Source organism: Streptomyces bohaiensis (genome assembly GCF_012033785.1).
GTDB lineage: Bacteria > Actinomycetota > Actinomycetes > Streptomycetales > Streptomycetaceae > Streptomyces > Streptomyces bohaiensis.
In genome coordinates, this window is record NZ_JAAVJC010000065.1 from 1 (window position 1) to 21,969 (window position 21,969).

A 21,969-nucleotide genomic window follows, 5' to 3' on the forward strand; every position below is an offset into this window, starting at 1 on the left:
GCGGGGGGCGGCGCCGGGACGAACGGCGGCGAGAGCGGCATCGGCGGCACCGCGGCCGATACCGGCGTCGCCCCCGCGTGCGGGCACGCGGCCGCCGGCCGCGGGTCCCGGTCGTCCCCACCGGCCGCGCCGGCATCGTTGTTCACCGACATCACCGTCATGACTCCGCCTTCGGACTCGACTGGCTCGTGCTGCTGCCGTCGCACAGCGTGTCAAGACACTCACGAGTCGCGGACGAAAACCGAGAAACCCGGACATCCGGACCTGGCCCGGCGTAGACTGCCCGGCCGCGCCCCCGTGCCGGTCGGTAGGGTGCGCGCGATGACGACTTCTCCGCGCGTGCGACCGGCCAGAGCCGAGGACCTCTCAGCGATCGTGGCGATGCTGGCCGACGATCCGCTCGGGGCGAGCCGGGAGGACCCCGACGACCCCGCCCCCTACCGACGCGCCTTCGATGCCCTCGAAGCCGACCCGCACCAGCACCTGGTGGTGGCCGACGCGGACGGCACCGTGGTCGGCACGCTGCAGCTCACCGTCATCCCCGGGCTCTCCCGCCGGGGGGCCTCCCGGGCTCTGATCGAGGCCGTGCGCGTCCACAGCGAGCACCGCGGCGGCGGTCTCGGCGCGCAGCTGGTCCAGTGGGGCGTGGACGAGGCGCGACGGCAGGGCTGCTCCCTGGTGCAGCTGACCAGCGACGCCACGCGGCGGGACGCGCACCGGTTCTACGAGCGGCTCGGGTTCACCGCCTCGCACGTCGGATTCAAGCTCGCCCTCTGACGCCGTCCGCCCCCCGACGCCCTCCGACCGCCGGCCACCCGTCGACGGCGCCCGGGGTGCTCGACGGCTCCCGCCGGAGACGGAACCCGGAGCCCGGCGCCGGACGTGCGGCGCCGGGCACCCGCCGGGGGCCCGGTCTCAGCGCCAGCCGGCCTCGTCGACCCCGCCCGGCACCGGGTCGTCCGGCCCGTAGGGCTGCCGGGTGAAGACGAACGAGCCGGCGTCGAGATGGCTCACGGCGCCGTCCGCCCGCCGCACCACGCGGAGCCGCTCGCCCGCGAGGTACCCGTCCAGCCCGGTCCAGCTGCCGTCGGGCTCCGGCCGGAACCGCGAGCCGCGGCCCGCTCCCGGCGCGCCCAGCCGCAGCTCCCGCCCGGCCGACACCCGTAGTTCGGTGGCGGTGGGGCCCCAGTACCAGAGGCCGGACAGTGCGATCAGCTCCTCGTCGGGCGCCGGGTCCGGGCGCCAGGGCGCCGGCAGTGCCGGTTCCCGCTCCGCCACCACCGCCAGCAGGTCCGCCGCGAGGGTCGCCGCTCGCAGCCCGCTGGTGACGTTGGCCAGCACGACCGTCGCGACGTCCTGTTCCGGGTGCGTCCACAGACCGGCGACGAACCCCGGCATGGAACCGCTGTGGCCGGCCAGCAACAGGCCGTCCAGACGCACCAGTTGCATGCCCAGGCCGTAGCTGTCGATCCAGTCGGCGCCCTCGGGCGGCGCCGCGGGGCGGCGCATCTCCGCCAGCGAGGAGGCACGCAGCACCCGTGCGTCCCCGCGGGAGAGGAAGTCGGCGAAGCGGGCGAGGTCAGCGGCGGTGGACCACAGCTGTCCGGCCGGCGCCATCAGCCCGGTGTCCACCGCCGGCTCCGGTTGCACGGCGTCGGCGTGCGGGTGGACCGCCCAGCCCGCGGCGTGCGGCGCCCGGGGCTCCCGCGTGGTGGAGTGCATGCCCAGCGGTGCCAGGACCTCCTCGCGCAGCACCTCGAACCAGTCCCGGCCGCGGACCGCGCCGACCAGCGCGCCGAGCATCGCGAAGCCCGGGTTGGAGTAGTGGAACCGCCGGCCCGGCGGGTGGGGGCGCGGTGTGGGGCCGTGCAGATCCGCCGGCTCGGGGCGCAGCTCCCCCGGGGTCCGCTCCCACCAGGGCGCGCCCGTCTCGGCCGCCAACCCGGCGGTGTGGGACAGCAGGTGGGCGATGGTGGCGTCCCCGGCCTGCGGCGCGTCGGGCAGGTGGCGGTCGAGCCGGTCGTCCAGCGACAGCAGCCCTTCGTCCCGCAGCCGCAGGACCGCCACGGCGACGAAGGTCTTGGTCAGTGACCCGATCCGGTACTGGGTGTCCGGTCCGGGGGCCGCCCCGTCCACCTCGCCGCGCGCGGCGAACCAGCGGGGCCGGCCGCCGCGGACCAGCGCCGCCACGACGGAAGGGGCGCGCCCCTCCGCCTGGGCGCGCGCCACCCGGTGGAGGAGCTCACGGCGGGTGGCCGGCAGCGGTTCCAGGCCGTCGTCGGCGGAGTGGTCCACGGCGCGAAGGGCGGACAGGGCGAAGGCGTCGGAGCCGAGACCGCCGGCGCGCCGGTGCGTCTCGGTGGTGACGGCGGGCGTGTCGGGCCGGTCGGCCCGATGGTGCGATGCATCGGTCATGGGGCCATGAGACGGGGTGCCGGCCGTGCGGGCAACGCCATTTCACGCGATGCGCCACGCGGTGCGGCGGGCGGTGCGACGGGCGCCCGGCGTCGCGGCGGCCGGACAGCTGTCCGTTTCGTTCAAGACCGGGGGCGCCGACCGTGCCTAACCTGCCGCCATGACTACGCGCATCGCGGTCTTCGGACTCGTCACCTCGAACCTCTCGGCCTCGCTGGACTTCTACCGCGCCCTGGGCGTGCCGGTCCCCGAGACCGCCGACGACGCCCCCCACGTGGAGGCGGAACTCCCCGGCGGTCTGCGGTTGGCCTGGGACACCCAGGAGACGATGCGGTCGTTCGCCCCGGAGTGGCAGCCGGGCCACGGCGGTGGCTTCGGCGTCGCCTTCGCGTGCGACTCACCGGCCGAGGTGGACCGGGTCTACGCGGAGCTGACCGCCGCCGGCCACCCTGGCGAACTGCCGCCGTGGGACGCGGTGTGGGGGCAGCGCTACGCCACCGTGCTGGACCCGGACGGCAACAGCGTCGACCTCTTCGCGCCGCTGCCGGGGGCCGCCGACGCCTGACGCGCCGCCGACGCGCGTCCCGGCCGGGCGGCCGGCGGTCGCGTCCCGCCCGGGCGGGCGGTGCGAACCCGCCGGGCCGGTCCGCGGCGCGGCGGATCAGCGGAGCCGGGAGAGCGGTACGCCCGCCAGCCGCCGCACCTCACGGGCGAGGTGCGGTTGGTCGGCGTAGCCGCTGCGTACCGCCGCCTCGGCCGCCGGTACCCCGGCGGCCACCAGCTCCAGCGCCCGCTGGAGCCGCAGGATGCCGGCCAACTGCTTGGCGCCGTAGCCGAACAGGGCCAGGCACCGCCGATGCAGCTGCCGTTCGCCCAGGCCCGCGGCGCGCGCGGTCGCCGCCACCGGGCTGCCGGCCCGCGCCCGGGCGAGCACCAGTCGACGCAGGCGCTCGGCGTCCGGTCCGACGCCGGGTGCGGACCCCGCCGCGCCCGCCAGCCGTTCGCGGACCACCTCGGCGAGCACCGCGCCGCGGTCCGGTGCCTCGGCCATCCGTTCGGCCAGGGAGCGGACGGTGGCGCCGTCCCAGAGTGCCTCCAACGGCACGCGCTGGTCCCGGAGTTCGGCCGCGGGCACCCCGAACACGGCCGATCCGGCCCCCGGCGGGAGCCGGATCGCGTCGTAGGCCGCGCCGGGGCGAGTGGTGCTCAGCTGTGCCCGGGAGTCGGGACCGGCCACCAGGAGGCCGTCGCACCAGATGAGGTCGCTGCACCCGTCCGGCAGCACCCGCTTGTGGACGGCCTCGGCTGCCGGGCCCGTGCTCCAGAGCACGGCCCCCGGCACCAGCGGCGCCCGACGTTCCCGGTACATGCGCCCAGCATGCCGCACCCCGCCGCCGTTCCCGCTCGTGGTTCCGTGAGGGTGCGCCGGGTTCTGCGGGTCCTGCCGGGTCCTGCCGGGTCCTGCCGGGTCCTGCCGGTCCTGCCGGGGCGCACGCGGCTCCGTGCGCGCTGCGCGTTCGTCACTGCGGCCGCCGCGCGCCCCGCGGATGTGATGACCCGCTGCGTGAAACACCCTGAAAGCGGGGTTTTCCGCGCGGCGGGTCATACGTGGGAGGGAAGCTCGGGGATGTAGCGGTTCCGGCCGGTTCGTCCGGGCAGCATGGGGTCACGACGTCGCAGATGATCACCCGGGCCGACGGGCCCACCGCACCGAGCACCGCAGCACACCGCAGCACGACCGGCCTCCGGGTCGGCCTTCCGAGTCAGAGACCCAGACCCACCGTCCCCCCGGACCAGCCGGGGCGGGAGCCACTCCCGTCCGCCGGGGCGGGCGTTCGAGGAGCCGCCGGCCGGGGCACAGCCCCGGCCGGGCCGGTGGAACCGCATCGATACGTCAGCACAGCACCGAGCCCCCCCACGCCCTCGCACCGATCCGTACCGACCGCATCGGCCGCCCGTCGGCGCGCCGTTACCCAGGAGGACACCCACATGACCCACATCCGTACCGCCCGCGTCGTCGCCGCTGCCGCCTCGCTGCCTCTGGCCCTGGGGCTGCTGGGCGGTGTCGCCCTGGCGGACAACGGCGCCGTCGCGGGCTACGGATCCAACGCGTCCGTGGTCAGCAACATCGGCAGTGGTGTCGGCGACGACAACAACGGCAACTCGACCACGACGCAGCAGGCTGCGACCGGCCAGGGGGCCGCGAACCAGAACAACACCGCGAGCGTCGTCGGCAGCGGTCTCACCGCGATCGACCAGACCAACGCCACGGTCACCTTCACCAACCTCTGGTGACGGCGGGGGCCGGCGGTCGTCCCGGGGGGACCAGCCGGCGCCGACACCGGAAGCCTCGTGGCCGCAGCCTTCCGATGCGGCCACGAGGCCGCCCCCGTTTGCGGATCCGGACCCGCGGGCCCGCCGCGCCGTCCCGCGCGGGCCGCCATGCCTTCCGGCACCGTCGCCCGAAGCTGTCGCACCCCGAAGCCGTCGCACCCCCGCAGCCCTGTCCGAGATCCGCCCCTGATCTGCGCGGGAGGTGGGTTTCCGCCGCTGCCGGGTAGCGGACGCCGGGGTGGCGCGGCGGGTCGGGGGAGACGCCGTCCGCACCCCTACCCGCCCGTCCACGCACAGAGCGAGGCAGCCGTGAGCGCCCCCGATCCCGACCAGCCGCACCCCACCACCCGGCCCGAGCTGACCAACGTCGTCTTCCTCAAGAACCAGATCACCTCGCCCCTCATCGAGGTCGGCGACTTCACCTACTACGACGACGAGGGGCGCCACCGGCCGTTCGAGGAGGCCAACGTGCTCTACCTCTTCGGCCCGCAGCGTCTGGTGATCGGGCGGTTCACCGCCATCGGGCCGGGCGTCACCTTTCTGATGCCCGGGGGTTCCCACCCGATGGTCGGGCCCTCGACCTACCCGTTCACGATGTTCGGTGGGGAGTGGGCCGAGGCGACGCTCGACACCTTCTCGGCGATCGAACAAGCGGGGGACACCCGGGTGGGCAACGACGTCTGGATCGGGAGGGGCGCCACGATCATGCCGGGGGTGCAGATCGCCGACGGCGCCGTCATCGGTGCTCACTCGGTGGTGACGCGCGACGTGGGGCCGTACGAGATCGTCGCCGGTAACCCCGCCCGACACATCCGGACGCGGTTCGACGCCGATGACGTCGAACGGCTGCTGTGGGCGCGGTGGTGGGACTGGCCGGTCGCCCAGATCACCGCCCACGTCGGCACCATCATGGCCGGCACCCCGAGCCAGGTGGCGGCCCTCGGGCCGCCGGGCCCCGCCGCTGCGGACCGCAGCTGACTCCACGCCGTGCCGTCGCCCCGGCGCCGACGGCCGCCTGGGCGACGCGGGCCGCGTGCCGACCGAAGGCCCCACCCCGGTGGGCGCCCGCCATCGGGGAGCTGGGGGTGTGAGGCGGCCGCGGTCGGGGTAACCCTCCCGAGCGGGTCCGGGACGAGCCGCTGCCTCGCCACGGCCTTGAGCGCCTGCGACGCGCCTCGCTCGTCACACGTTTCACGTGGAACATAGCTCTCCGTGAGAGCGTCGCGGCGGAGCGGTCCGGAACACCCCTGATACCGACCCTGAGAACCCCGACGTCATGACGGGCCGGACTCCACCTCTGGGTGGTCGGCGGGACCCGGTCCCTACTCCGCTGGAGGGAGGGTCCGACCCGACCTGGGGCCGATCCGCCGCACCCCTTGCGCGGCCTACGTTATGACCCATGACCACCTCAGGAAGCACCGCGCTGGTGACACCGAGCTTCGCGTCCTACGTACAGGCACGCCGCCCGGTGCTGATGCGCACGGCCCGCTCCCTCACCTCGGACCCCAACGACGCCGAGGACCTGCTCCAGACCGCGTTGACCAAGACCTACGTGGCCTGGGAGCGGATCGCCGACCACCGCGCGGTGGACGGCTATGTCCGGCGGACGCTGGTCAACACCCGAACCTCGCAGTGGCGCAAGCGGCGCGTGGACGAGTTCGTCACCGGTGAGCTGCCCGAGCCGGAACCGCTGCCGGCCGCCGACCCGGCGGAGCAGCAGGCGGTACGTGACGCCATGTGGCAGGCCGTGATGCGACTGCCGGCCCGCCAGCGCGCCATGGTCGTCCTGCGGTACTACGAGGACCTCAGCGAGGTCCGCACCGCCGAGGTGCTCGGCGTCTCCGTCGGCACCGTCAAGAGCGCCGTCTCCCGCGCCCTCACCAAGCTGCGCGGTGACCTCTCGCTCGCCGCGGTGATCGCCCCGGCCGACTCCGAGCCCGTCGCCCCGCAGCAGCCGATGGCCGCCTGACCCGGCCTTTTCCGTCACCTCGCTTCCTCGCCGCGCTGACCGCGCCCACCCGCCGGCCCGGCGACCTCCCGGCCGAGGCCGATCCGCCCGGCGCGACCGTGCGGCACCGGGTGATCACCGGGCCTGTGCGATCCGCTGACATCCCGGGCGGCCGGTGCGAGACTGCGCTTCACTGAATCAACCGGCGTGTACAGCCAGAAGCGCATCTCGTCCCGCGACCTCGGGAGGCCCGGTGTACAGCACGATGCAGGACGCCCCTCTTCTCGTCTCACGGCTGCTGCGGCACGGCTCGACCGTGCACAGCGACTCGCAGGTGGTCACCTGGGCCGGCGACGGCGCCCGCCGCCGCAGCTACGGCGAGACCGGAACCCGGTCCGCGCAACTCGCCCACGCCCTCCGCGACGAACTCCGCATACGGGAGGGCGACCGCGTCGCCACCCTGATGTGGAACAACGCGGAGCACCTGGAGGCCTACTTCGCCGTCCCCAGCATGGGCGCGGTGCTCCACACGCTGAACCTGCGGCTGCCGCCCGGGCAACTCGCCTGGGTCGTGAACCACGCCGCCGACCGCGTCGTCCTGGTCGACTCCACGCTGCTCCCCCTGCTCGCACCGCTGCTCCCGAAGCTCGCCACGGTCGAGCACGTCGTGGTGGTGGGGGAGGGCGACACCGCGGTACTCGACGGCTGCCGACCCGCCGTGCACGACTACGAGGCGCTGCTGGCGGGGAGACCCACCGACTTCCCCTGGCCCGAACCGGCCGAGACCACCGCCGCGGCCCTCTGCTACACCTCCGGCACCACCGGAGACCCCAAGGGCGTCGTCTACTCGCACCGCTCGATCTACCTGCACTCCCTCCACGTCAACACCGTCGAGGCGATGGCGCTGAGCGACGCCGACCTCGCGCTGCCCGTGGTCCCGATGTTCCACGTGAACGCCTGGGGGCTGCCGCACGCCGCGTTCCTGGGCGGCGTCAACCTGCTGATGCCCGACCGCTTCCTCCAGCCGGGACCGCTGGCCGACATGATCGAGGCCGAGCGCCCCAGCTACGCGGCCGCCGTGCCCACCATCTGGCAGGGCCTCCTCAGTGAACTGGCGGCCCGCCCGCGCGACATCTCCTCGCTCCGCCGCGTCACCATCGGCGGCTCCGCCTGCCCGCCCTCCCTGATGCGGGAGTTCGAGAAACGCCACGGGGTCACCGTCGAGCACGCCTGGGGCATGACCGAGACCTCACCACTCGGTAGCTACGCCCACCCGCCGCGGGGACTCACCGGGGACGACGCCTGGCCGTACCGGGTCAGCCAGGGCCGGTTCCCCGCCTCCGTCGAGCCGCGGCTGATCGGCCCCGACGGCACGGAGCAGCCGTGGGACGGCAGCAGCGCCGGTGAACTGGAGGTGCGGGGGCCCTGGATAGCCGCCGCCTACTACGGCGGAGCCGACGCGGCCGGCCCCGACCGACCCACCGACCGGTTCAGCCCCGACGGCTGGCTGCGCACCGGCGATGTCGGCACGATCACCCACGACGGATATCTCACCATCACCGACCGGGCCAAGGACGTCGTCAAGTCCGGCGGGGAGTGGATCTCCAGCGTCGAACTGGAGAACCATCTGATGGCTCATCCGCGGGTCGCCGAGGCGGCGGTCGTCGCCGTGCCCGACGAGGTCTGGGGCGAACGGCCGCTGGCCGCGGTCGTCCTCACCCCGGCCGACGGCGCTCCCGCGGCCGGCTCCGGCTCGGACCACGGCGACTTGCGTGCCTTCCTTGCCGACCGCGTGCCGCGCTGGCAGCTGCCGGAACGCTGGGCCACCATCGACGAGGTACCGAAGACGAGTGTCGGGAAGTTCGACAAGAAGCTGCTCCGCGCCCGCCACGCCGCAGGCGAGCTGGAGATCGTCACCCTCGACCGACTCGACGACTGACCCGCACGCCGCACGCCACGCGCCGCACGCGCCACACGGCACACGGCACACGGCAGGCGACGACGACGGCCCGCTTCCCGGAAGATCACCCGGGAAGCGGGCCGTCGTCGTCGCCTGCCGCGTGCCGCGGTCAGCCGTGCAGGGAACCGGCCCCGATCTTCGCCAGCAGATCCACGATCCGCGCCTGCACCTCGTCGCTGGTGGACCGCTCCGCCAGGAACAGGACCGTTTCGCCGGAGGCCAGTTGCGGCAACCTCGCCGGGTCCAGCTCTGCCGCCGTGTACACCACGAACGGGGTCCGGGCGAGCGCGTCGTGCACCCGCAGGAAGTCGATCAGCCCGACCCGGCGCCGTCGCACCTGCCCCAGGTCCATGACGACCAGGTTCGGGCGGAACTGCTGCGCCGCCTCCATCGCCTCGGCGTCCGCCGCCGCGTGCACCACCTGCATGCCGCGCCGCTCCAACGCCATCGACAGCGCGTCCGCGATCGGCTGCCGCTCCTCCACCAGCAGCACCCGCGGCGGGTGCTGCTCACTGTCGCGCGGCGCCAGCGCCTTGAGCAGCACCGCCGGGTCCGCGCCATAGGCAGCGTCACGGCTCGCCAGTCCCAGCCCCGCCGTCACCAGCACCGGCACCCCGGCCGCCACCGCGGCCTGCCGCAGCGACTGCAGCGCCGTCCGCGTGATGGGGCCGGTCAACGGGTCCACGAACAGCGCGGCCGGATAGGCGGCGATCTGCGCGTCGACCTCCTGCCGCGACTGCACCAGCACCGGACGGTAGCCACGCTCCGTCAGCGCCTGCTGCGTCGACACATCGGGCTCCGGCCACACCAGCAGCCGCCGCGGATTGTCCAGCGGCTCCGGCGGCAACTCCGCGTCGTCCGCCGGGGTCCGGGCCGCGGTGACCTCGACCGCCCCGCCCGGACCGTCGAGGTGTTCCGGGCCCTCCTCCGAGCCCTCGGCCGGGGCACCGATCGCGAACTGCCGCCCCACGCCGTCCGTGCCCGGAGCCGACGGCACGGCAGCCGCGGCGGTCATCCGGGCGTCGTCCGCCGCAGGGTTGCCCAGCTTCCGCCGACGCCCCGGACTCGACGCCGGTACCGCGCCCATCATCGGCCCGGCCGCACCGGCCGCCGCCTGCTGCTCCGCGGCCCGCTGTTCGGCCGCCCGCTGCTCCTCGTGCTGCGTCACCTGCGAGACCGGGATGCCCTGGCCGAGCGTCTGCACACTCACCCCGGAACTGTGCGGGTCGGCGCTGCGCGCGCTCCCCGGCATGGGGAGGGGCTGCTGACGCGGCCGCTCCTGCTGCGGCAGCGAACCGGACAGTATCGGACTCGCCGCGACGCGGGAATGGTCCGACCGAGCGGGCAGCTCCGCCTCCGCGGACGACTGCGCCGGCGGAGCCTCGGCCGCAACCGGCTCCTGCGGTGCCGCCGTCTCCGGCGCGCCCCCGGGCCCGCCGTGCGGCGGCGCGGGCTGCTGCGCCTCGGAGTGGGCGACACCCTCCGGGGAGACAGCGAAGCCCCCGGCCGGAGCCGACTGCTCGGGCCCCGGCTGCACCGCGGGCTCCGCGCCCGCGACGCCCGCCTCCTCGACCGGCTGCGGCGCCGCCCCCGGAGGCACCGGCTGACCTGTCTCCTCGGGCGTCTCCGCCGGCACCCCCGCGAGAGCGGGGGCAGCCGCGTAGGGGTCGACCGGTGGCGGCGGCAGCTCCTCCGGCGGAGGCATCACGATGCCGCCGCTCGGGCCCGCCGCGGTGTCCGGACCGTGCACGCCGGACGGCACGCCCTCGGGTGCGGCCCGCCGCCGCCGTCCCGACGGCTGCTGCTCGCCCGCCGCCTGCTGCGGGATCTGCTGCGCCGCCTCGGCCGGGTGCTCCGGTTCGGCCGCGCCACCGGCGCGCCGCCGTCTGCCGCCCCCGGTGTCACCGGCGGTCGGCGGCGTCTCCGGCAGTTCGTAACCCTGCGGTGCGGGCAGCGCCGTCGCCTCACCGGGGTGCGGCTCCGCGACCGGGCCCTCCGCGCGGGCACGGCGACGCCGCCCCGTGGGCGTCTCACCGCCGCCCACCACGGCCACCTGCTGCTGCGGTGCCGCCTGTCCCGGAATCTGCGGTCCGGGCACCGGCTCCGCGACCGGGCGCGGCTCCTCGGAGGTCTGCGCCGGCAGCTGCGGACGCGCCGGTGCCGCCTCGCCGTAGGAGTCACCACCCTGGGGCGCCACCGGGAACCCGCCCGCCGACTGCTCCGGCGTCGCCACGATCACCGGCTCCTGCCGCGGCGCGTCGGACCCGGCCGGCAGCGCCGGCAGCGCCGTCGCCCGGCCCTCGCCCGGCCCGTCCTGCTGCGGCCCCTGACGGCTCGCCTGCTCGGCGGCGCGGCGGGACGCCGTGCCCCGCACCGGCTCCGCGGGCACCGGCACGACGGTGGTTTCGCCCGTCCGCTCGTTCGGCCGGCCCGGCGCGACCGGCTTGCGGTCCGCGTGGACCGGCACCTCCAGGACGTACGCGCGCCCGTCCGCCGCACCGGGCACCTCGTGGGTCTGCAGCACCCCGCCGTGCAGCCGCACGATGCCGCGCACCAGCGGGGAGTGGACCGGATCACCGCCCGTGTACGGGCCCCGGACCTCGATCCGGACCACGTCACCGCGTTGCGCGGCCGCCACCACGATGGTGGAGTCGCCCCGCGCGCCGTTGGCGGAGCGACCGGTGGAGTCCACCCCCGCGACGTCGGCGACGAGATGGGCCAGCGCCTGCGCCAGTCGCTCCGGGTCGACCTCGGCGTCGATGGGGGGCGCGTGCACCGCGAACTGGGCGCGGCCGGGGCCGATCAGCTCGGTCGCACCCTCGACGCCCGCGGTGACCACGCTGTCCAGCGAGACCTTCTTCCGGGCCAGCTTCTCCCGGCCGGAGTCCAGCCGCTGGAAGCTCAGGACGTTGTCGACCAGCGTCGTCATGCGGGCGTAGCCCGCCGCGAGATGGTGCAGCACCTGGTTGGCCTCGGGCCACAACTGGCCCGCGGCGTCGGCGGCCAGCGCGGACAGCTCGCCGCGCAGCTCCTCCAGCGGACCGCGCAGCGCGTGGGCCAGCACCGCGTCCAGCTGGGAGTGGCGGGCGACCAGGGAGTCGTGCGGCCGCCGGTCGGTGAACGTCATCACGGCGCCCACCAGCTGGTCGCCATCCCGCACCGGGGCCGTCGTCATGTCGACCGGGATGGCCTCGCCGGACTTGTGCCACAGCACCTGGCCCTGGCGCACCCGGTGCTTGCGGCCGGACCGCAGCGTGTCGTGCAGCGGCGTCTCCTCCCACGCCAGCGGCGAGCCGTCGGCGTGGGAGTGGTGGATCAGCGCGTGCACCTCCTGGCCGCCGAGCGCACCGGCCCGGTGGCCCAGGGTCTGCGCCGCGGCCGGGTTGACCAGGACGACCCGGCCCTCGGTGTCCACGCCGATGACACCCTCGGTCGCCGCGCGGAGGATCATCTCCGTCTGGCGCTGCTGCCGGGCGAGTTCCGCCTCGGTGTCCAGGGTGCCGGTGAGGTCGCGCACGACGAGCATCAGCAGTTCGTCACCGCTGTAGTCGTCGGCGAACGCGGCCTCGATCGCCGAGGCGTAGGGGGAATGCCCTGCCGGGATCGCCGCGCTGGTGACCTCGACCTGCAGATCGCTGCCGTCCGTGCGGAGCGCCGTCATCCGGGTGGGGCCGGTTCGGCCCTGGGAGTCCAGCTCCTCCGGACGCATCGAACCGGGGATACGCCGCGGATCGAAGTCGGGGAGGATGTCCAGGAGCCCCCGGCCCACCAGCGGTGCGCCGGCCGACTCCAGGGTCTCCTGCGCGATGCTGTTGGCGTTGACCACCGTGCCGTTGCCGTTGACCAGCACCAGCGCGTCTGGCAGCGCGTCGAGTATGGCGGCGAGGCGAGCAGTGCCTCTCGCCGGCCTGCTGCTCACGACGACCCATCCTCCTCAGTGACGTTGAGCCCCCACGTTGGCCTCCCCGGCGACCGCTCCCGGCCCGGCCCGCGCACGGCGGGCGCACCGGAAGGCGTCAAGAGGGAGTCTACGGGCAGCCACCCACACGGAGGTGGCCCGACCGAGCAAGGATTCTCCCGTACGAGGGACCTGGTGGTCTGTGGCGGATGCCACGCCGCAGCCGGTGGCTGCGGGGGAGCACGGGGCGTGCGGGCGGCGCGGGGAGCGACGGTCCGGTGCCGCGGCCGGGAGCGGGTGCGCCCGGGCACCGGCTCGTAGCGGTGCGGTGGCGGTGCCAGGCAAGGGAGTTGACGGTACGTGGGCTGCCCGGCCGGCGCCGTGGGGTGCGCGATCCGACGGATGCGCGGCGGTCGGTGCCGCGCCGGTCGTGCGCGCCCCGGCGCGCGTTGGCGGGAAATCGTCGCCGAATGTCGACCGTGCGGCTGCCGGGAGGCCACCGCGCGCTCACCGGCCCCGCACCGGGAGGGCACCGGGTGGCGAAGCTGTGCGGATCTCTGCTGCTCCGCCGTCCGGGCGTGGGGGCGTGGGTGCGCGGCGGGGAGGGGCTGGAGTGGGGTGGCGCGGTGAGGCCGCGGCGCGGTGGGCCGTGGTGCCGGGGCGCACCGATCCCGGTCTCGGGCTGCGGCGTCCGCTCCGGCGGCCGACCGGACGGCGTCGTCACCGCGTCGGGGCGGGAGACGCCCCGGCCGCCCCCACCTGAGGGCGGCCGGGCCACCGGTTCGTCCGACGACTCCGCCGCGAAGCGGAGCACCGGCTTCCGGTGGGGGGAGTGCGCGGCGGTGCCGGTGAGGTCAGCCGCCGAGCACGGTGCCCAGCTGGTCCCAGCGGTGCATCTCGCAGCCGTTGGCACGGCTGAACTCGGCGTCGACCGGCTGCCCGGCCCAGACGCCCGTGACGCGCGCGGTCGCCGGGCCGCCGTACATCTGGGTGCAGACCGAGGTGCGCGAGACGGGGGAGAGGACGGTCGCGCCCGCCGCCTCCAACTCGTCACAGGCGGCCTGCGGGGCGGAGTGCTCGCCGCCGGCGGGGTTGCAGGTGAGGGTGGTCTCCCGGGTGTCCGAGCGGTCGCCGTTCTCGGAGACGGAGATGACCAGCCGGGTCTCCGCGTCCTGCGGTGCGGGAGCTCCCGTCGCGGTGCCGGCGAAGGCGGCAGCGGCGGCGAGGGCGGCGGCGAGTGCGGTGTACGACATGATGCGAGTGCTCCAGCCTGTCGGGTTCGGGCGGCGCAAGAGCGCGTGCCTTCCGTGCCTAACGCGGCCACCGGCTTCTCGTTGCGCGGTGCACGGCCGTACGTGTGCCCGGTGGCCGTGCCGCGGATGCCGCGCGGCCGGGCTCCTCGCAGGTCGGCCCGGGTACACCCCGCCCGCGCGACCCGGGGCCCGCCCCGCGTACCGGTTGTTGAAAGCGCGGCCTCGCCGGGCCGAGGACGGTCCGGCGCGCCGGTCGCGGGGCCGAGGCCCGCCGTTCCCCGGTCACGGAACGGGGTCGATTCGCAGCGCTCGCCCGGGCTGTGGCATGATTTGGCACGCACCCTTCGCACGCGCGGGGTGCGTGGAGGCTTCGCCTAGTCTGGTCTATGGCGCCGCACTGCTAATGCGGTTTGGGGTAACCCCCCATCCCGGGTTCAAATCCCGGAGCCTCCGCAGCGTCACACCGAGACCCCCGGCCCTGCGGCCGGGGGTCTCGTCGTTCCCGGCCGGCGTCGGCGTTCCCGGCCGGCGTCGGCGCCCGTGCCGTACGCCCGACCGTCGCCCGCGCCGGTGCGGCTCGACGCCGCCGGCCCGTGCCCGGCATGATCACCGACACGCCCGCCCGAGACGTTTCCGCAGCTCAGCATGGGTACGGGCTATCGATTTCACCCTGGGGCCGAGGTGCTGTAATGTTGTCCACGCAACGCGGTCCAGGGGAAACCCGCCGGGCCGAGGCGCTCGTAGCTTAACGGATAGAGCATCTGACTACGGATCAGAAGGTTGCAGGTTCGAATCCTGCCGAGCGCACACAGGTCAAAGGCCCCTCACGGATTCCGTGAGGGGCCTTTGACATCACCAGCTGACATCAGCGTGCTGGCTAGGCGGGTGCCGTCCCGTCCGGGCCCGCCTCATCCTCATCTGCTCCGAGGGCATCAGGCCGTCGTCGTCCCCTGACGGCCGGCACCGCGGCAGTGCTCACACGGACATCACGTGACGCGTGGGATGCCGGCAGGAGGGTGAACAGGTCGTCCGTGTCCGAGGCCACGAGGATCGTCGCGCCGCCGTCTGCCCCAAGGGCTGCGCCCTCGCTGACTCGTGTGGAGCGTGCTGGAGCCGCATGGTCACCGCAAGGGCTGGAGGGTGATGGCGATGAGGTTGTCAGGGGCGGGGAGGTCACCGAAGCGGCTCAGCTCGGCGGTGTGGCTGCCACGGTGTGCGTCGAGGAAGGCGGGGAGGGGCTGGACGTAGGCGGTGGCGTTGTGGCGCTCGGTGCTGCCGCCGAATCCGGTCGAGGTGTCGGGAATGTCGAACGTCTCCCAGCCCTTGGCCTCGAGGCGGCGACGTTGCTCGGAAGGGGAGAGATCCAACACCAGATAGCGGATCTCGTATGGACTGTCACCGGTGGGGCTGGTGGTAACGACCTCATCGAGGAGGTGCGCCTCGCCGATCACTTCGGCACGGGCTGCGCTGGAGACGTTCTTGGTCGTGCTGAGCGCCGTGGCCGCCAAGGTGACTGCCACGACTGCGACCGCCAGTATGGCGAGGCCGGCGACCAGAAGTGGCCCGGGGACCCGCCGCCGGGCCTGGCGAGGAGGCCGATCGGACGGCAGGTCATGCGTACTGCTGCTTCTCGTCACCGTTGCATGTCGCCTTCGTGAAGCTCTCGTTCTTCCTGCCGCCTGCGCTGCTCCCGGTCCCGTCCGTCCTCCTGGCCGGCTCTCTCCCAGTACTCCTCGGCCCACTGGTGGTGCTTCTCTGCGCCGTCCGCGCGCTCGTACACCAGCGGTGCCCGTTCCCTTGGTGCGTCACTGAGCCACAGGCGGGTGGCCTCAGTTTGAGCTCCAGCTGCGTAGATGACGTACGCCTCTCGGTCGGTGACTCCCAGCTCTTCCTTGATGTACCTGAGTTCCGCCGCCAGCCGGATGCCCCACGTGTCGTCCCAGGCCAGCACCCTTCGTGCGTCGGACGTCGATATCTCGTGTCCGTAGTAGTCCCGGAAGAGGCGCTGGGCTACATCGGGGCGCATCTGCCCGATGCCCACCGTCTGGTTTCTTCCGAAGATCGTCCCCAAGCCCTCCAGGGAGCGGAGCGCTCCGGACAGGAATGGCAGTTCCGTGAATTCGGCCCGGCCGCCTCCTTCCTTGATCAGAAGGGCGACAAGGGTGGCGGGGTCGATTCCGGATTCTGCCGCAGCGAGTTCGATGGTGTTCTTGTGCCGGGCCAGGAAAGCCCCTTCCTCGGGCCAGGGGATGTAGTCGTACTGCGCTCCGTCGCCGGCGTTCTCCTCGGTGTTCGGCGGTGAATCCTCGCCAGTGCCATAGCCGTGGTCGCCGTAGCCGGCCCTGATCACTCCTACCCTGGGTGACTCCTCGTCCAGCACGCCGTCGATCTGCCGGACCGTTTCCTCTTCGAGCCGCCCGAAGGCGGTCACTACGTCGCGGACCTCCGCGCGGATGCGCTCGCTCTCCTCCATCGTTCTCGGGTCGTCGGCCTCCCCGCTCGAAAGCTGACGGGCGCGTTCGCGCAGGTCAGCAAGGCGGTCCCCGATGATGCGCGCTTCGAGAAGATAGCGGTCCAGCACTGTTGCTACTTGGGTGACAGCGTCCTTGACCCGGGCCCCGGTCTGCTGTAACGGGACGGTCGTTGCCAGCAGGTCTTCGGACTCCGCGGCGGTGTAGCCCTGGGCGATGCCTTGGAAGGTGGAGTGGAGGCGCGTTCCGCAGTCGGAGATCGTCCGCCATCACGTCTGAGAGCGGTGACAGTTCGCTCCAGCTCTGCGAGGTTTCCAGCAAACCGTGGGATCTCGGCCGGACTGACGATGGACATGGGCTCCCCCAACTCCTCGCCGGTAGCGTGCTGCGTCCAGCTCGCCCCCATGCAAGCTCACCTTGCGTATATGGACGGTACCAGTTGTGTCCGGCAGTGGCGGTTCCGTACCATCAACCCGGTCGGTCAACAACTACGTTGAGCGGGGGCAGGCTGGTGGACTGGGACATTGTTCCGTCGCATGTGCGGGCGGTGCTCCGACAGTTTGACGGCCAGCGGCCGGAAATCGCCAGCGCCACCTCGGATCTGGCCGGTGACCTGAGTACCGCGGCCACATCCAGTGAGCCTTTGCCATCCTCACGCTGAGCTGGCCAGATGTAGGGCGAGGACGGCTTGGACGAGGCCGGTGATGCGCGTGGTGGAGCAGCGGAGCTTGCGGAGGAGTCGCCAGGACTTGAGGATGGCGACGGCCCGTTCGACGAGGGCTCGGATCTTCACGTGGGACCGGTTGACCGCCTGCTGGCCTGCGGAGAGGGTTGCCCACCGTCCCCAGTACGGGGTGCGGACTGTGCCGACGGCGACGCGGTGTCCCTTGTCGGCCCAGCACGCGCTGCCGACCTCGGTGAGGGCGTCGACGATGCCGTGTTGGCGGGCCGCGCGGACGTCGTGGACAGCGCCGGGCAGGGCTGGCGAGGCCCACAGCAAGCAGCCGAAGGGATCGGCGAGGACCTGCACGTTCATCCCGTGCTTCTTGTGCTTGCCGGAGTAGAAGGGCCGGTCGGCGGCGATCCGGTCGATCGGCAGCAGGGTCCCGTCGATCAGGACGTAGGCCTTCCTCGAAGCGGTCCGTACTGCTTCGTCGAGGGTCGGTGCGAGTACGGCCAGCAGCTCGACGGCCTCGTTGATGTACCGATAGACGGTACTCGTGCCGACCTCGAAACCTGCTGCGAGCTGGGCGTAGGTGGTCCCGTTACGCAGATGTGCCAACACCAGCAGCGCCTGACGGCCGACGGGGAGCCGGCGCCGACGGCTTCCGATCCGACGACGGTGCTCACGCAGACGAGCGGCGAGGAAGGTCAGGGACCGACTGGACACGTCCAGCCCGCACGGGTAGACAAGCACGTGAAGCCTCTGGTGGGTATCGGGCGATCTTGGTCGTGAACCCGTCTACCAGGGGCTTCACTCACGTGTCGAACCAACCGCCCAGCCCAGAGACCAGGTTGGCAAAACCTCACTGTGTGCTGGCGGGCGAGACGCCGCTACTCGTACACAATTCTGGGGGATGCCCAACTGGGGCTCCGCGCTCTGCGGACGGCAAGTTCTCGAAGCGTAATGGCGAGCCTGGACGTGATGGTGCTGCGGATGAAGCAAACGCCTGGGATCAGGTGGAAATGGACGGCGCAGTGGTCATGCGCAGCGAAACTGCAGTTTCCGCACCAGGAATGCGAGTCTGCAAATATTACGGCACGGTTGAGATCAACGGTCAGTGGTACGGAATAGAGGTCAAGGGCGGAACTGTCAAGAAGAATCCTCAGCAACGGCAATTCGATGGTTGGCTCAATACGCCCGGTAATACGGTCACGACTGGCGATGGCCGAACGCTTGTCGGGGTCCACGATGTGTGGATAGATCGGTAGAGCCTGTGGGGCGGACCCGGACGATCGGGTCGACCCCACAAGGCGATCTGGCCGGTCTGCGGCACTGTATCCGCAACTCAGCGCTGCGAGTCCGCCCCGGCTCGCGACTTCGGGAGAGATGGTGACGATGAGTTTCGATCTGGTCTTTTGGTATCAAATAGTGGCCCCGACATCAGAGGAGGCCGCTCAGATCTACGACCAGTGGACGGATGGAGTTACGGGTATTGTCGAGGAGAGTTCAGCTGTCGAGAACTTCTATCGAGCTCTGATTTCCGAATTTCCAGACCTAAGCGAAGAAAATATGGAGGAGTCTCCATGGGCCTCTCCTCTCTATGTCAATGGAGAGTGCGTAATTGCCGCCATCTCTTGGTCGCGTTCCAGTGAAGTCTCTTCGCTGCTGCTCGGCTTGGCGTCGATGCACGGGCTGACTGCGTATGACCCCCAGGATCAAGTGGTCTACGGAAAGTCCGGAGACAGCTCAAACCGCTGATTGAAGGCCAGCTGGGAACCAACGGCGATGTCACTGAGCCTTTTCCATCAGTCGGTGAGCTGGCCAGATGCAGGGTGAGGACGGCCTGTACGAGGGCGGTGATGCGGGTGGTGGAGCATCGCAGCTTGCGGAGGAGTCGCCAGGACTTCGGGGTGGCGACGGCCTGTTCGACGAGTGCGGGGATCTTCGCGTGGGACCGGTTCACCGCCTGCTGGCCTGCGGAGAGGGTGTCCCACCGTCCCCAGCAAGGGGCGCGGAACTGCCGCCGGCACCGCGGTATCCCTTGTCGGCCCAGCACGCGCTGCCGACCTCGGCGAGGGCCTCGACGACGCCGTGTTCGCGAGCCGCGCGGATGTCGTGGACAGCGCCGGGTAGAGCTGGTGAGGCCCACAGCAGCCGGCCGAAGGGATCGGCGAGGACCTGCACGTTCACCCCGTGTCTCTTGTGCTTGCCGGAGTAGAAGGGCCGGTCCGCGGCGACGCGGTCGATCGGCAGGAGCGTGCCGTCCAGCAGCACGAACGCCTTCGCCGAGGCAGTCCGTGCCGCCTCGGCGAGACTCGGAGCGAGAGCGGCCAGGACCTCCACGGCCTCGGCGATGTACCGGTAGGCGGTCGCGGTTCCGATGCCGAACCCGGCCACGAGCTGGGCGTAGGGGTGGCCGTTGCGGAGGTGGGCGAGGGTGAGCAGGGCCTGGCGCCCCGTGTTCAGGCGTCGCCAGCGGGTACCGATCACCACCCGACGTCGGCGGAGCTCGGTCGACACCAGGCGCAGGGCAGAGCTGGACACGTCCGTCCAGCCCGGACGGGTAGACAAGCACACGAAGGCCTCTGGTGGGCGAGGGAATCTTGGTCGTGAATCCGTCTACCAGGGGCTTCACCACGTTGTCAGCCCAACCGCACTACCCGCCAGTCAGGTTGGAATCAGCTCAGTGGCGGCCTCACGTACGGCAGCAGCAGCGCGGGCGCGGTCGGCAGCGCCGTTCAGCGCTTCGCAGCCCGGGTGAACTCGTGTATGCACAGCCTGGACGGCGACTCCTCCGCATCCTCCGAAGGCGCCGGAACCGTCACCGCCGTGTACGTCACCGGGGACGCAGCCATGGAGGCCACAGCCACCACTGCCCTGCACCGCGGGGCCGGCGAACCCCCGCACTGGCCTGGCCTCAACCGCATCTGAACCCCGTCGGTTGCGGCGAGAGCCGCACAGCCTGCCCGGTGAGCATGGGAGACGGGTGGGAGAAAACTGGGAGAACGCGCGGGCGGAGTGCCTTGGTCGTAGTGCGTCGTAGCTGTCGCTGACCATCCGGTGAGCTGCGAAGAGAGCATGAATCCCCAGGTCAGAGACCTGGGGATCCTGGTCTACGGATCAAAAGGTTGCAGGTTCGAATCCTGCCGAGCGCACAGTGAAGCCCCTCCCGGGACTCCCGGGAGGGGCTTCACTGTGCGCTCGTGCTGCGGGTGTCCGTCGAGGGCCGGCGCGGTGCCCGGCCCTCGGGTGGGCGGGCATCGCGCCGGCGGGAGTGGCGGGTCAGGTGGTCAGAGCCCGGTCACGGGGTGTTCCACTTCTGGTTGGGGTTGCCGGAGCAGGTCCAGATCTGGAGTCGCGTCCCGTTGTTGGCGTTGTTCTCGCGGACGTCGAGGCACTTGTTCGCCGGGATGTTCACGATGTCCCGTGCTCCGCTGATCGCCCACTGCTGGCTGGCACCGCCGTGGCAGTCCCAGAGGTGGACAGCGGCACCGTCGGCGGTGGAGGGGCCGTCCACGTCGAGGCACTTGCCGTAGGCCCGGAGGGTGCCGTCGCCGGGGATGGTCCACTGCTGGGCGGCGTTGCCGTTGCAGTCGTGGAGCTGGATGGGGGTGCCGTTGGCGGTGTTGGCGCCCGCGACGTCCACGCACTTCCCGGCGAGTCCGGTGATGGTGCCGGTGCGGCCGGTGGGCGGGGGCGTCTGGCCCTCGGTGACGCGGACGTAGTCGACGAGCATCTGCTGCGGGAACTGCGTGGAGGAGTCGGGGTAGCCGGGCCACTCGCCGCCCACGGCGAAGTTGAGGATCAGGAAGAACGGCTTGTTGAACACCCACTGCCGTCCGCCGAGGTCGGCGGGGGTGCGGGTCTGGTACACGGTGCCGTTGACCGACCAGGAGATGCGGTTGGGTGACCAGTCGACGGCGAAGACGTGGAAGTTGTCGGCGAACCGCTGCCCGCCGGGCAGCGTGTAGGAGGCGCCGATGCCGCCGCCCGCGGAGTAGCCGGGGCCGTGCAGCGTCCCGTGGATCCTGCCGGGCTCGAAGCCGACGTTCTCCATGATGTCGATCTCACCGGTCTGCGGCCAGCCGACGTTGGCGTAGTCGGCGCCGAGCATCCAGAACGCCGGCCACACCCCCTGGCCGTGGGGGACCTTGATGCGGGCCTCGACGCGGCCGTACTGGGCGTTGAACTTGCCGGCGGTGTTGAGGCGCGCGGAGGTGTACTCGCACCGCCCGTACCAGCACTGGTAGTTGTTCGGGTTCTCCTTGCGGGCGGTGATCGCGAGGTTCCCGTTGCCGTCGAGTGCGGCGTTGCGGGTGCCCGGTGTGTAGTACTGCGACTCGCGGTTGTTGCCCCAGTTGTCACCCACCTCATGGGTCCACTTGCTGCTGTCGACGCCGGCTCCGGCGGGGCCGTTGAAGTCGTCGAAGAAGACGACGTTCTGGGTGGACGGGGGCTCGACGGCCGGGGCGGCGGCGGTGAGGGACGGGGCCGTCGCGTCGGGCAGCGCGGTGGCAGTGGCACCCGAGGCCAGCAGCGACGCCCCGAGGCTCAGCGCCAGCGCGGCGACGACGAGGCGCGGTCGGCGCAGTAGCCGGCGGCGGCGTTCGGCGCCGGGGTGCGGGGATGCGGTGGAGGAGGCGCGGGCGGGCCGGGGACCCGTCATGGGCCACGTCCTCTCTGGCGGTGGTACCGCCGTCGGACCCGTGCCCGGTGCCCCGCGCGCTGGGCGCGGCGGCGGCGGGCGCGGCTGTGGGGGAGGTGAGGAAGCCTGGTGCGGGTCCATTGCAGCGCCTCCACAACTGGGTTGCAAGAGAACCGAGTTCCGGAACTCGTCGGTCCGCGTTCTGCCGCGGGCCGGGCGAGGCCGGAGCCCGCGGGGGAGCGATCTGCGGTCGGGTGGTCGGCGCGGAGCACGGCGGGCGCAGCGCCGGGCAGCGTGGTGCGGCGGACGGCCTCGGCACCCGCAGCAGTGCGGCAGGGGCGCGGCGACGGCGGGCGGACGGGAGCGCGGGCCGTGCCGGAA

General features: G+C 72.6%; 16 protein-coding genes, 2 tRNA genes and 1 pseudogene. 10 read left to right on the plus strand and 9 right to left on the minus strand.

Annotated features, from left to right (window positions below; genetic code table 11):
- The first annotated feature begins 321 nt into the window (after nucleotides 1–321).
- A complete protein-coding gene (locus HCN52_RS10140) occupies nucleotides 322–777 on the plus strand; it encodes a GNAT family N-acetyltransferase (protein WP_168088075.1) in 456 nt (151 codons plus the stop codon).
- 138 nt (nucleotides 778–915) lie between these two features.
- Here the strand turns inward: HCN52_RS10140 and HCN52_RS10145 are convergent, their stop codons facing one another.
- A complete protein-coding gene (locus tag HCN52_RS10145; protein ID WP_168088076.1) occupies nucleotides 916–2,415 on the minus strand; it encodes a serine hydrolase domain-containing protein in 1,500 nt (499 codons plus the stop codon).
- A gap of 160 nt (nucleotides 2,416–2,575) precedes the next feature.
- Here HCN52_RS10145 and HCN52_RS10150 point away from each other — a divergent pair, with 160 nt between their 5' ends.
- A complete protein-coding gene (locus HCN52_RS10150) occupies nucleotides 2,576–2,980 on the plus strand; it encodes a VOC family protein (RefSeq protein ID WP_168088077.1) in 405 nt (134 codons plus the stop codon).
- A gap of 96 nt (nucleotides 2,981–3,076) precedes the next feature.
- On the opposite strand, the gene HCN52_RS10155 is transcribed toward HCN52_RS10150, so the two are convergent.
- Nucleotides 3,077–3,784: a helix-turn-helix domain-containing protein gene (locus HCN52_RS10155; RefSeq protein WP_168088078.1), complete on the minus strand. Its 708-nt coding sequence runs from the start codon at nucleotides 3,782–3,784 to the stop codon at nucleotides 3,077–3,079.
- A gap of 620 nt (nucleotides 3,785–4,404) precedes the next feature.
- On the opposite strand from HCN52_RS10155, the gene HCN52_RS10160 reads away from it, so the two are divergent.
- The 4 genes from HCN52_RS10160 to HCN52_RS10175 all read left to right on the plus strand — a co-directional run bounded on the left by HCN52_RS10160 (nucleotide 4,405) and on the right by HCN52_RS10175 (nucleotide 8,636).
- On the plus strand, nucleotides 4,405–4,710 hold the full coding sequence (locus HCN52_RS10160; protein ID WP_168088079.1) for a hypothetical protein: 306 nt from the start codon (nucleotides 4,405–4,407) through the stop codon (nucleotides 4,708–4,710).
- Nucleotides 4,711–5,058: 348 nt separating this feature from the next.
- A complete protein-coding gene (locus HCN52_RS10165; protein WP_312876632.1) occupies nucleotides 5,059–5,727 on the plus strand; it encodes a CatB-related O-acetyltransferase in 669 nt (222 codons plus the stop codon).
- A 421-nt stretch (nucleotides 5,728–6,148) separates the two neighbouring features.
- Nucleotides 6,149–6,718 (plus strand): SigE family RNA polymerase sigma factor, encoded by a 570-nt coding sequence (locus tag HCN52_RS10170; RefSeq protein ID WP_168088081.1) that lies wholly within the window; start codon nucleotides 6,149–6,151, stop codon nucleotides 6,716–6,718.
- Between the two features lie 232 nt (nucleotides 6,719–6,950).
- Nucleotides 6,951–8,636: a long-chain fatty acid--CoA ligase gene (locus HCN52_RS10175; RefSeq protein ID WP_168088082.1), complete on the plus strand. Its 1,686-nt coding sequence runs from the start codon at nucleotides 6,951–6,953 to the stop codon at nucleotides 8,634–8,636.
- Nucleotides 8,637–8,766: 130 nt separating this feature from the next.
- Here the strand turns inward: HCN52_RS10175 and HCN52_RS10180 are convergent, their stop codons facing one another.
- On the minus strand, nucleotides 8,767–12,576 hold the full coding sequence (locus HCN52_RS10180) for a PAS domain-containing protein (protein ID WP_168088083.1): 3,810 nt from the start codon (nucleotides 12,574–12,576) through the stop codon (nucleotides 8,767–8,769).
- Nucleotides 12,577–13,409: 833 nt separating this feature from the next.
- Complete coding sequence (locus HCN52_RS10185; RefSeq protein WP_168088084.1) at nucleotides 13,410–13,808, minus strand: SSI family serine proteinase inhibitor; 399 nt, start codon at nucleotides 13,806–13,808, stop codon at nucleotides 13,410–13,412.
- Between the two features lie 363 nt (nucleotides 13,809–14,171).
- Here HCN52_RS10185 and HCN52_RS10190 point away from each other — a divergent pair.
- Nucleotides 14,172–14,261 (plus strand) — tRNA-Ser (locus tag HCN52_RS10190).
- 281 nt (nucleotides 14,262–14,542) lie between these two features.
- Nucleotides 14,543–14,615: transfer RNA gene (locus HCN52_RS10195), tRNA-Arg, on the plus strand.
- A gap of 314 nt (nucleotides 14,616–14,929) precedes the next feature.
- On the opposite strand, the gene HCN52_RS10200 is transcribed toward HCN52_RS10195, so the two are convergent.
- The 3 genes from HCN52_RS10200 to HCN52_RS10210 all read right to left on the minus strand — a co-directional run bounded on the left by HCN52_RS10200 (nucleotide 14,930) and on the right by HCN52_RS10210 (nucleotide 17,696).
- Nucleotides 14,930–15,328 carry a hypothetical protein gene (locus HCN52_RS10200; protein ID WP_168088085.1) on the minus strand — a complete coding sequence of 133 codons (399 nt, stop codon included), beginning with the start codon at nucleotides 15,326–15,328 and terminating at the stop codon, nucleotides 14,930–14,932.
- A gap of 113 nt (nucleotides 15,329–15,441) precedes the next feature.
- A complete protein-coding gene (locus tag HCN52_RS10205) occupies nucleotides 15,442–16,389 on the minus strand; it encodes a hypothetical protein (protein WP_168088086.1) in 948 nt (315 codons plus the stop codon).
- 542 nt (nucleotides 16,390–16,931) lie between these two features.
- Nucleotides 16,932–17,696, minus strand: coding sequence for a transposase family protein (locus tag HCN52_RS10210; protein WP_168088087.1), 765 nt, complete (start codon nucleotides 17,694–17,696; stop codon nucleotides 16,932–16,934).
- Between the two features lie 642 nt (nucleotides 17,697–18,338).
- On the opposite strand from HCN52_RS10210, the gene HCN52_RS10220 reads away from it, so the two are divergent.
- Entirely contained in the window at nucleotides 18,339–18,701 is a 363-nt protein-coding gene (locus HCN52_RS10220; protein WP_168088074.1) for a hypothetical protein, read from the plus strand.
- A 55-nt stretch (nucleotides 18,702–18,756) separates the two neighbouring features.
- Here HCN52_RS10220 and HCN52_RS10225 read toward each other — a convergent pair.
- Nucleotides 18,757–19,514 (minus strand): annotated as a pseudogene (locus HCN52_RS10225) (transposase family protein); the annotation flags it as partial.
- A 42-nt stretch (nucleotides 19,515–19,556) separates the two neighbouring features.
- Here HCN52_RS10225 and HCN52_RS10230 point away from each other — a divergent pair.
- Nucleotides 19,557–19,874 (plus strand): DUF6507 family protein, encoded by a 318-nt coding sequence (locus HCN52_RS10230; protein ID WP_312876633.1) that lies wholly within the window; start codon nucleotides 19,557–19,559, stop codon nucleotides 19,872–19,874.
- A 370-nt stretch (nucleotides 19,875–20,244) separates the two neighbouring features.
- Here the strand turns inward: HCN52_RS10230 and HCN52_RS10235 are convergent, their stop codons facing one another.
- Entirely contained in the window at nucleotides 20,245–21,609 is a 1,365-nt protein-coding gene (locus tag HCN52_RS10235) for a glycoside hydrolase family 16 protein (RefSeq protein WP_168088090.1), read from the minus strand.
- Nucleotides 21,610–21,969: the final 360 nt, after the last annotated feature.

Coding starts and splice junctions, on each gene's coding strand:
- HCN52_RS10155 (WP_168088078.1), bottom strand. CDS start 3,784: ATGTACCGGGAACGTCGGGCGCCGCTGGTGCCGGGGGCCGTGCTCTGG.
- HCN52_RS10150 (WP_168088077.1), top strand. CDS start 2,576: ATGACTACGCGCATCGCGGTCTTCGGACTCGTCACCTCGAACCTCTCG.
- HCN52_RS10185 (WP_168088084.1), bottom strand. CDS start 13,808: ATGTCGTACACCGCACTCGCCGCCGCCCTCGCCGCCGCTGCCGCCTTC.
- HCN52_RS10235 (WP_168088090.1), bottom strand. CDS start 21,609: ATGACGGGTCCCCGGCCCGCCCGCGCCTCCTCCACCGCATCCCCGCAC.
- HCN52_RS10160 (WP_168088079.1), top strand. CDS start 4,405: ATGACCCACATCCGTACCGCCCGCGTCGTCGCCGCTGCCGCCTCGCTG.
- HCN52_RS10170 (WP_168088081.1), top strand. CDS start 6,149: ATGACCACCTCAGGAAGCACCGCGCTGGTGACACCGAGCTTCGCGTCC.
- HCN52_RS10145 (WP_168088076.1), bottom strand. CDS start 2,415: ATGACCGATGCATCGCACCATCGGGCCGACCGGCCCGACACGCCCGCC.
- HCN52_RS10140 (WP_168088075.1), top strand. CDS start 322: ATGACGACTTCTCCGCGCGTGCGACCGGCCAGAGCCGAGGACCTCTCA.
- HCN52_RS10220 (WP_168088074.1), top strand. CDS start 18,339: ATGAGTTTCGATCTGGTCTTTTGGTATCAAATAGTGGCCCCGACATCA.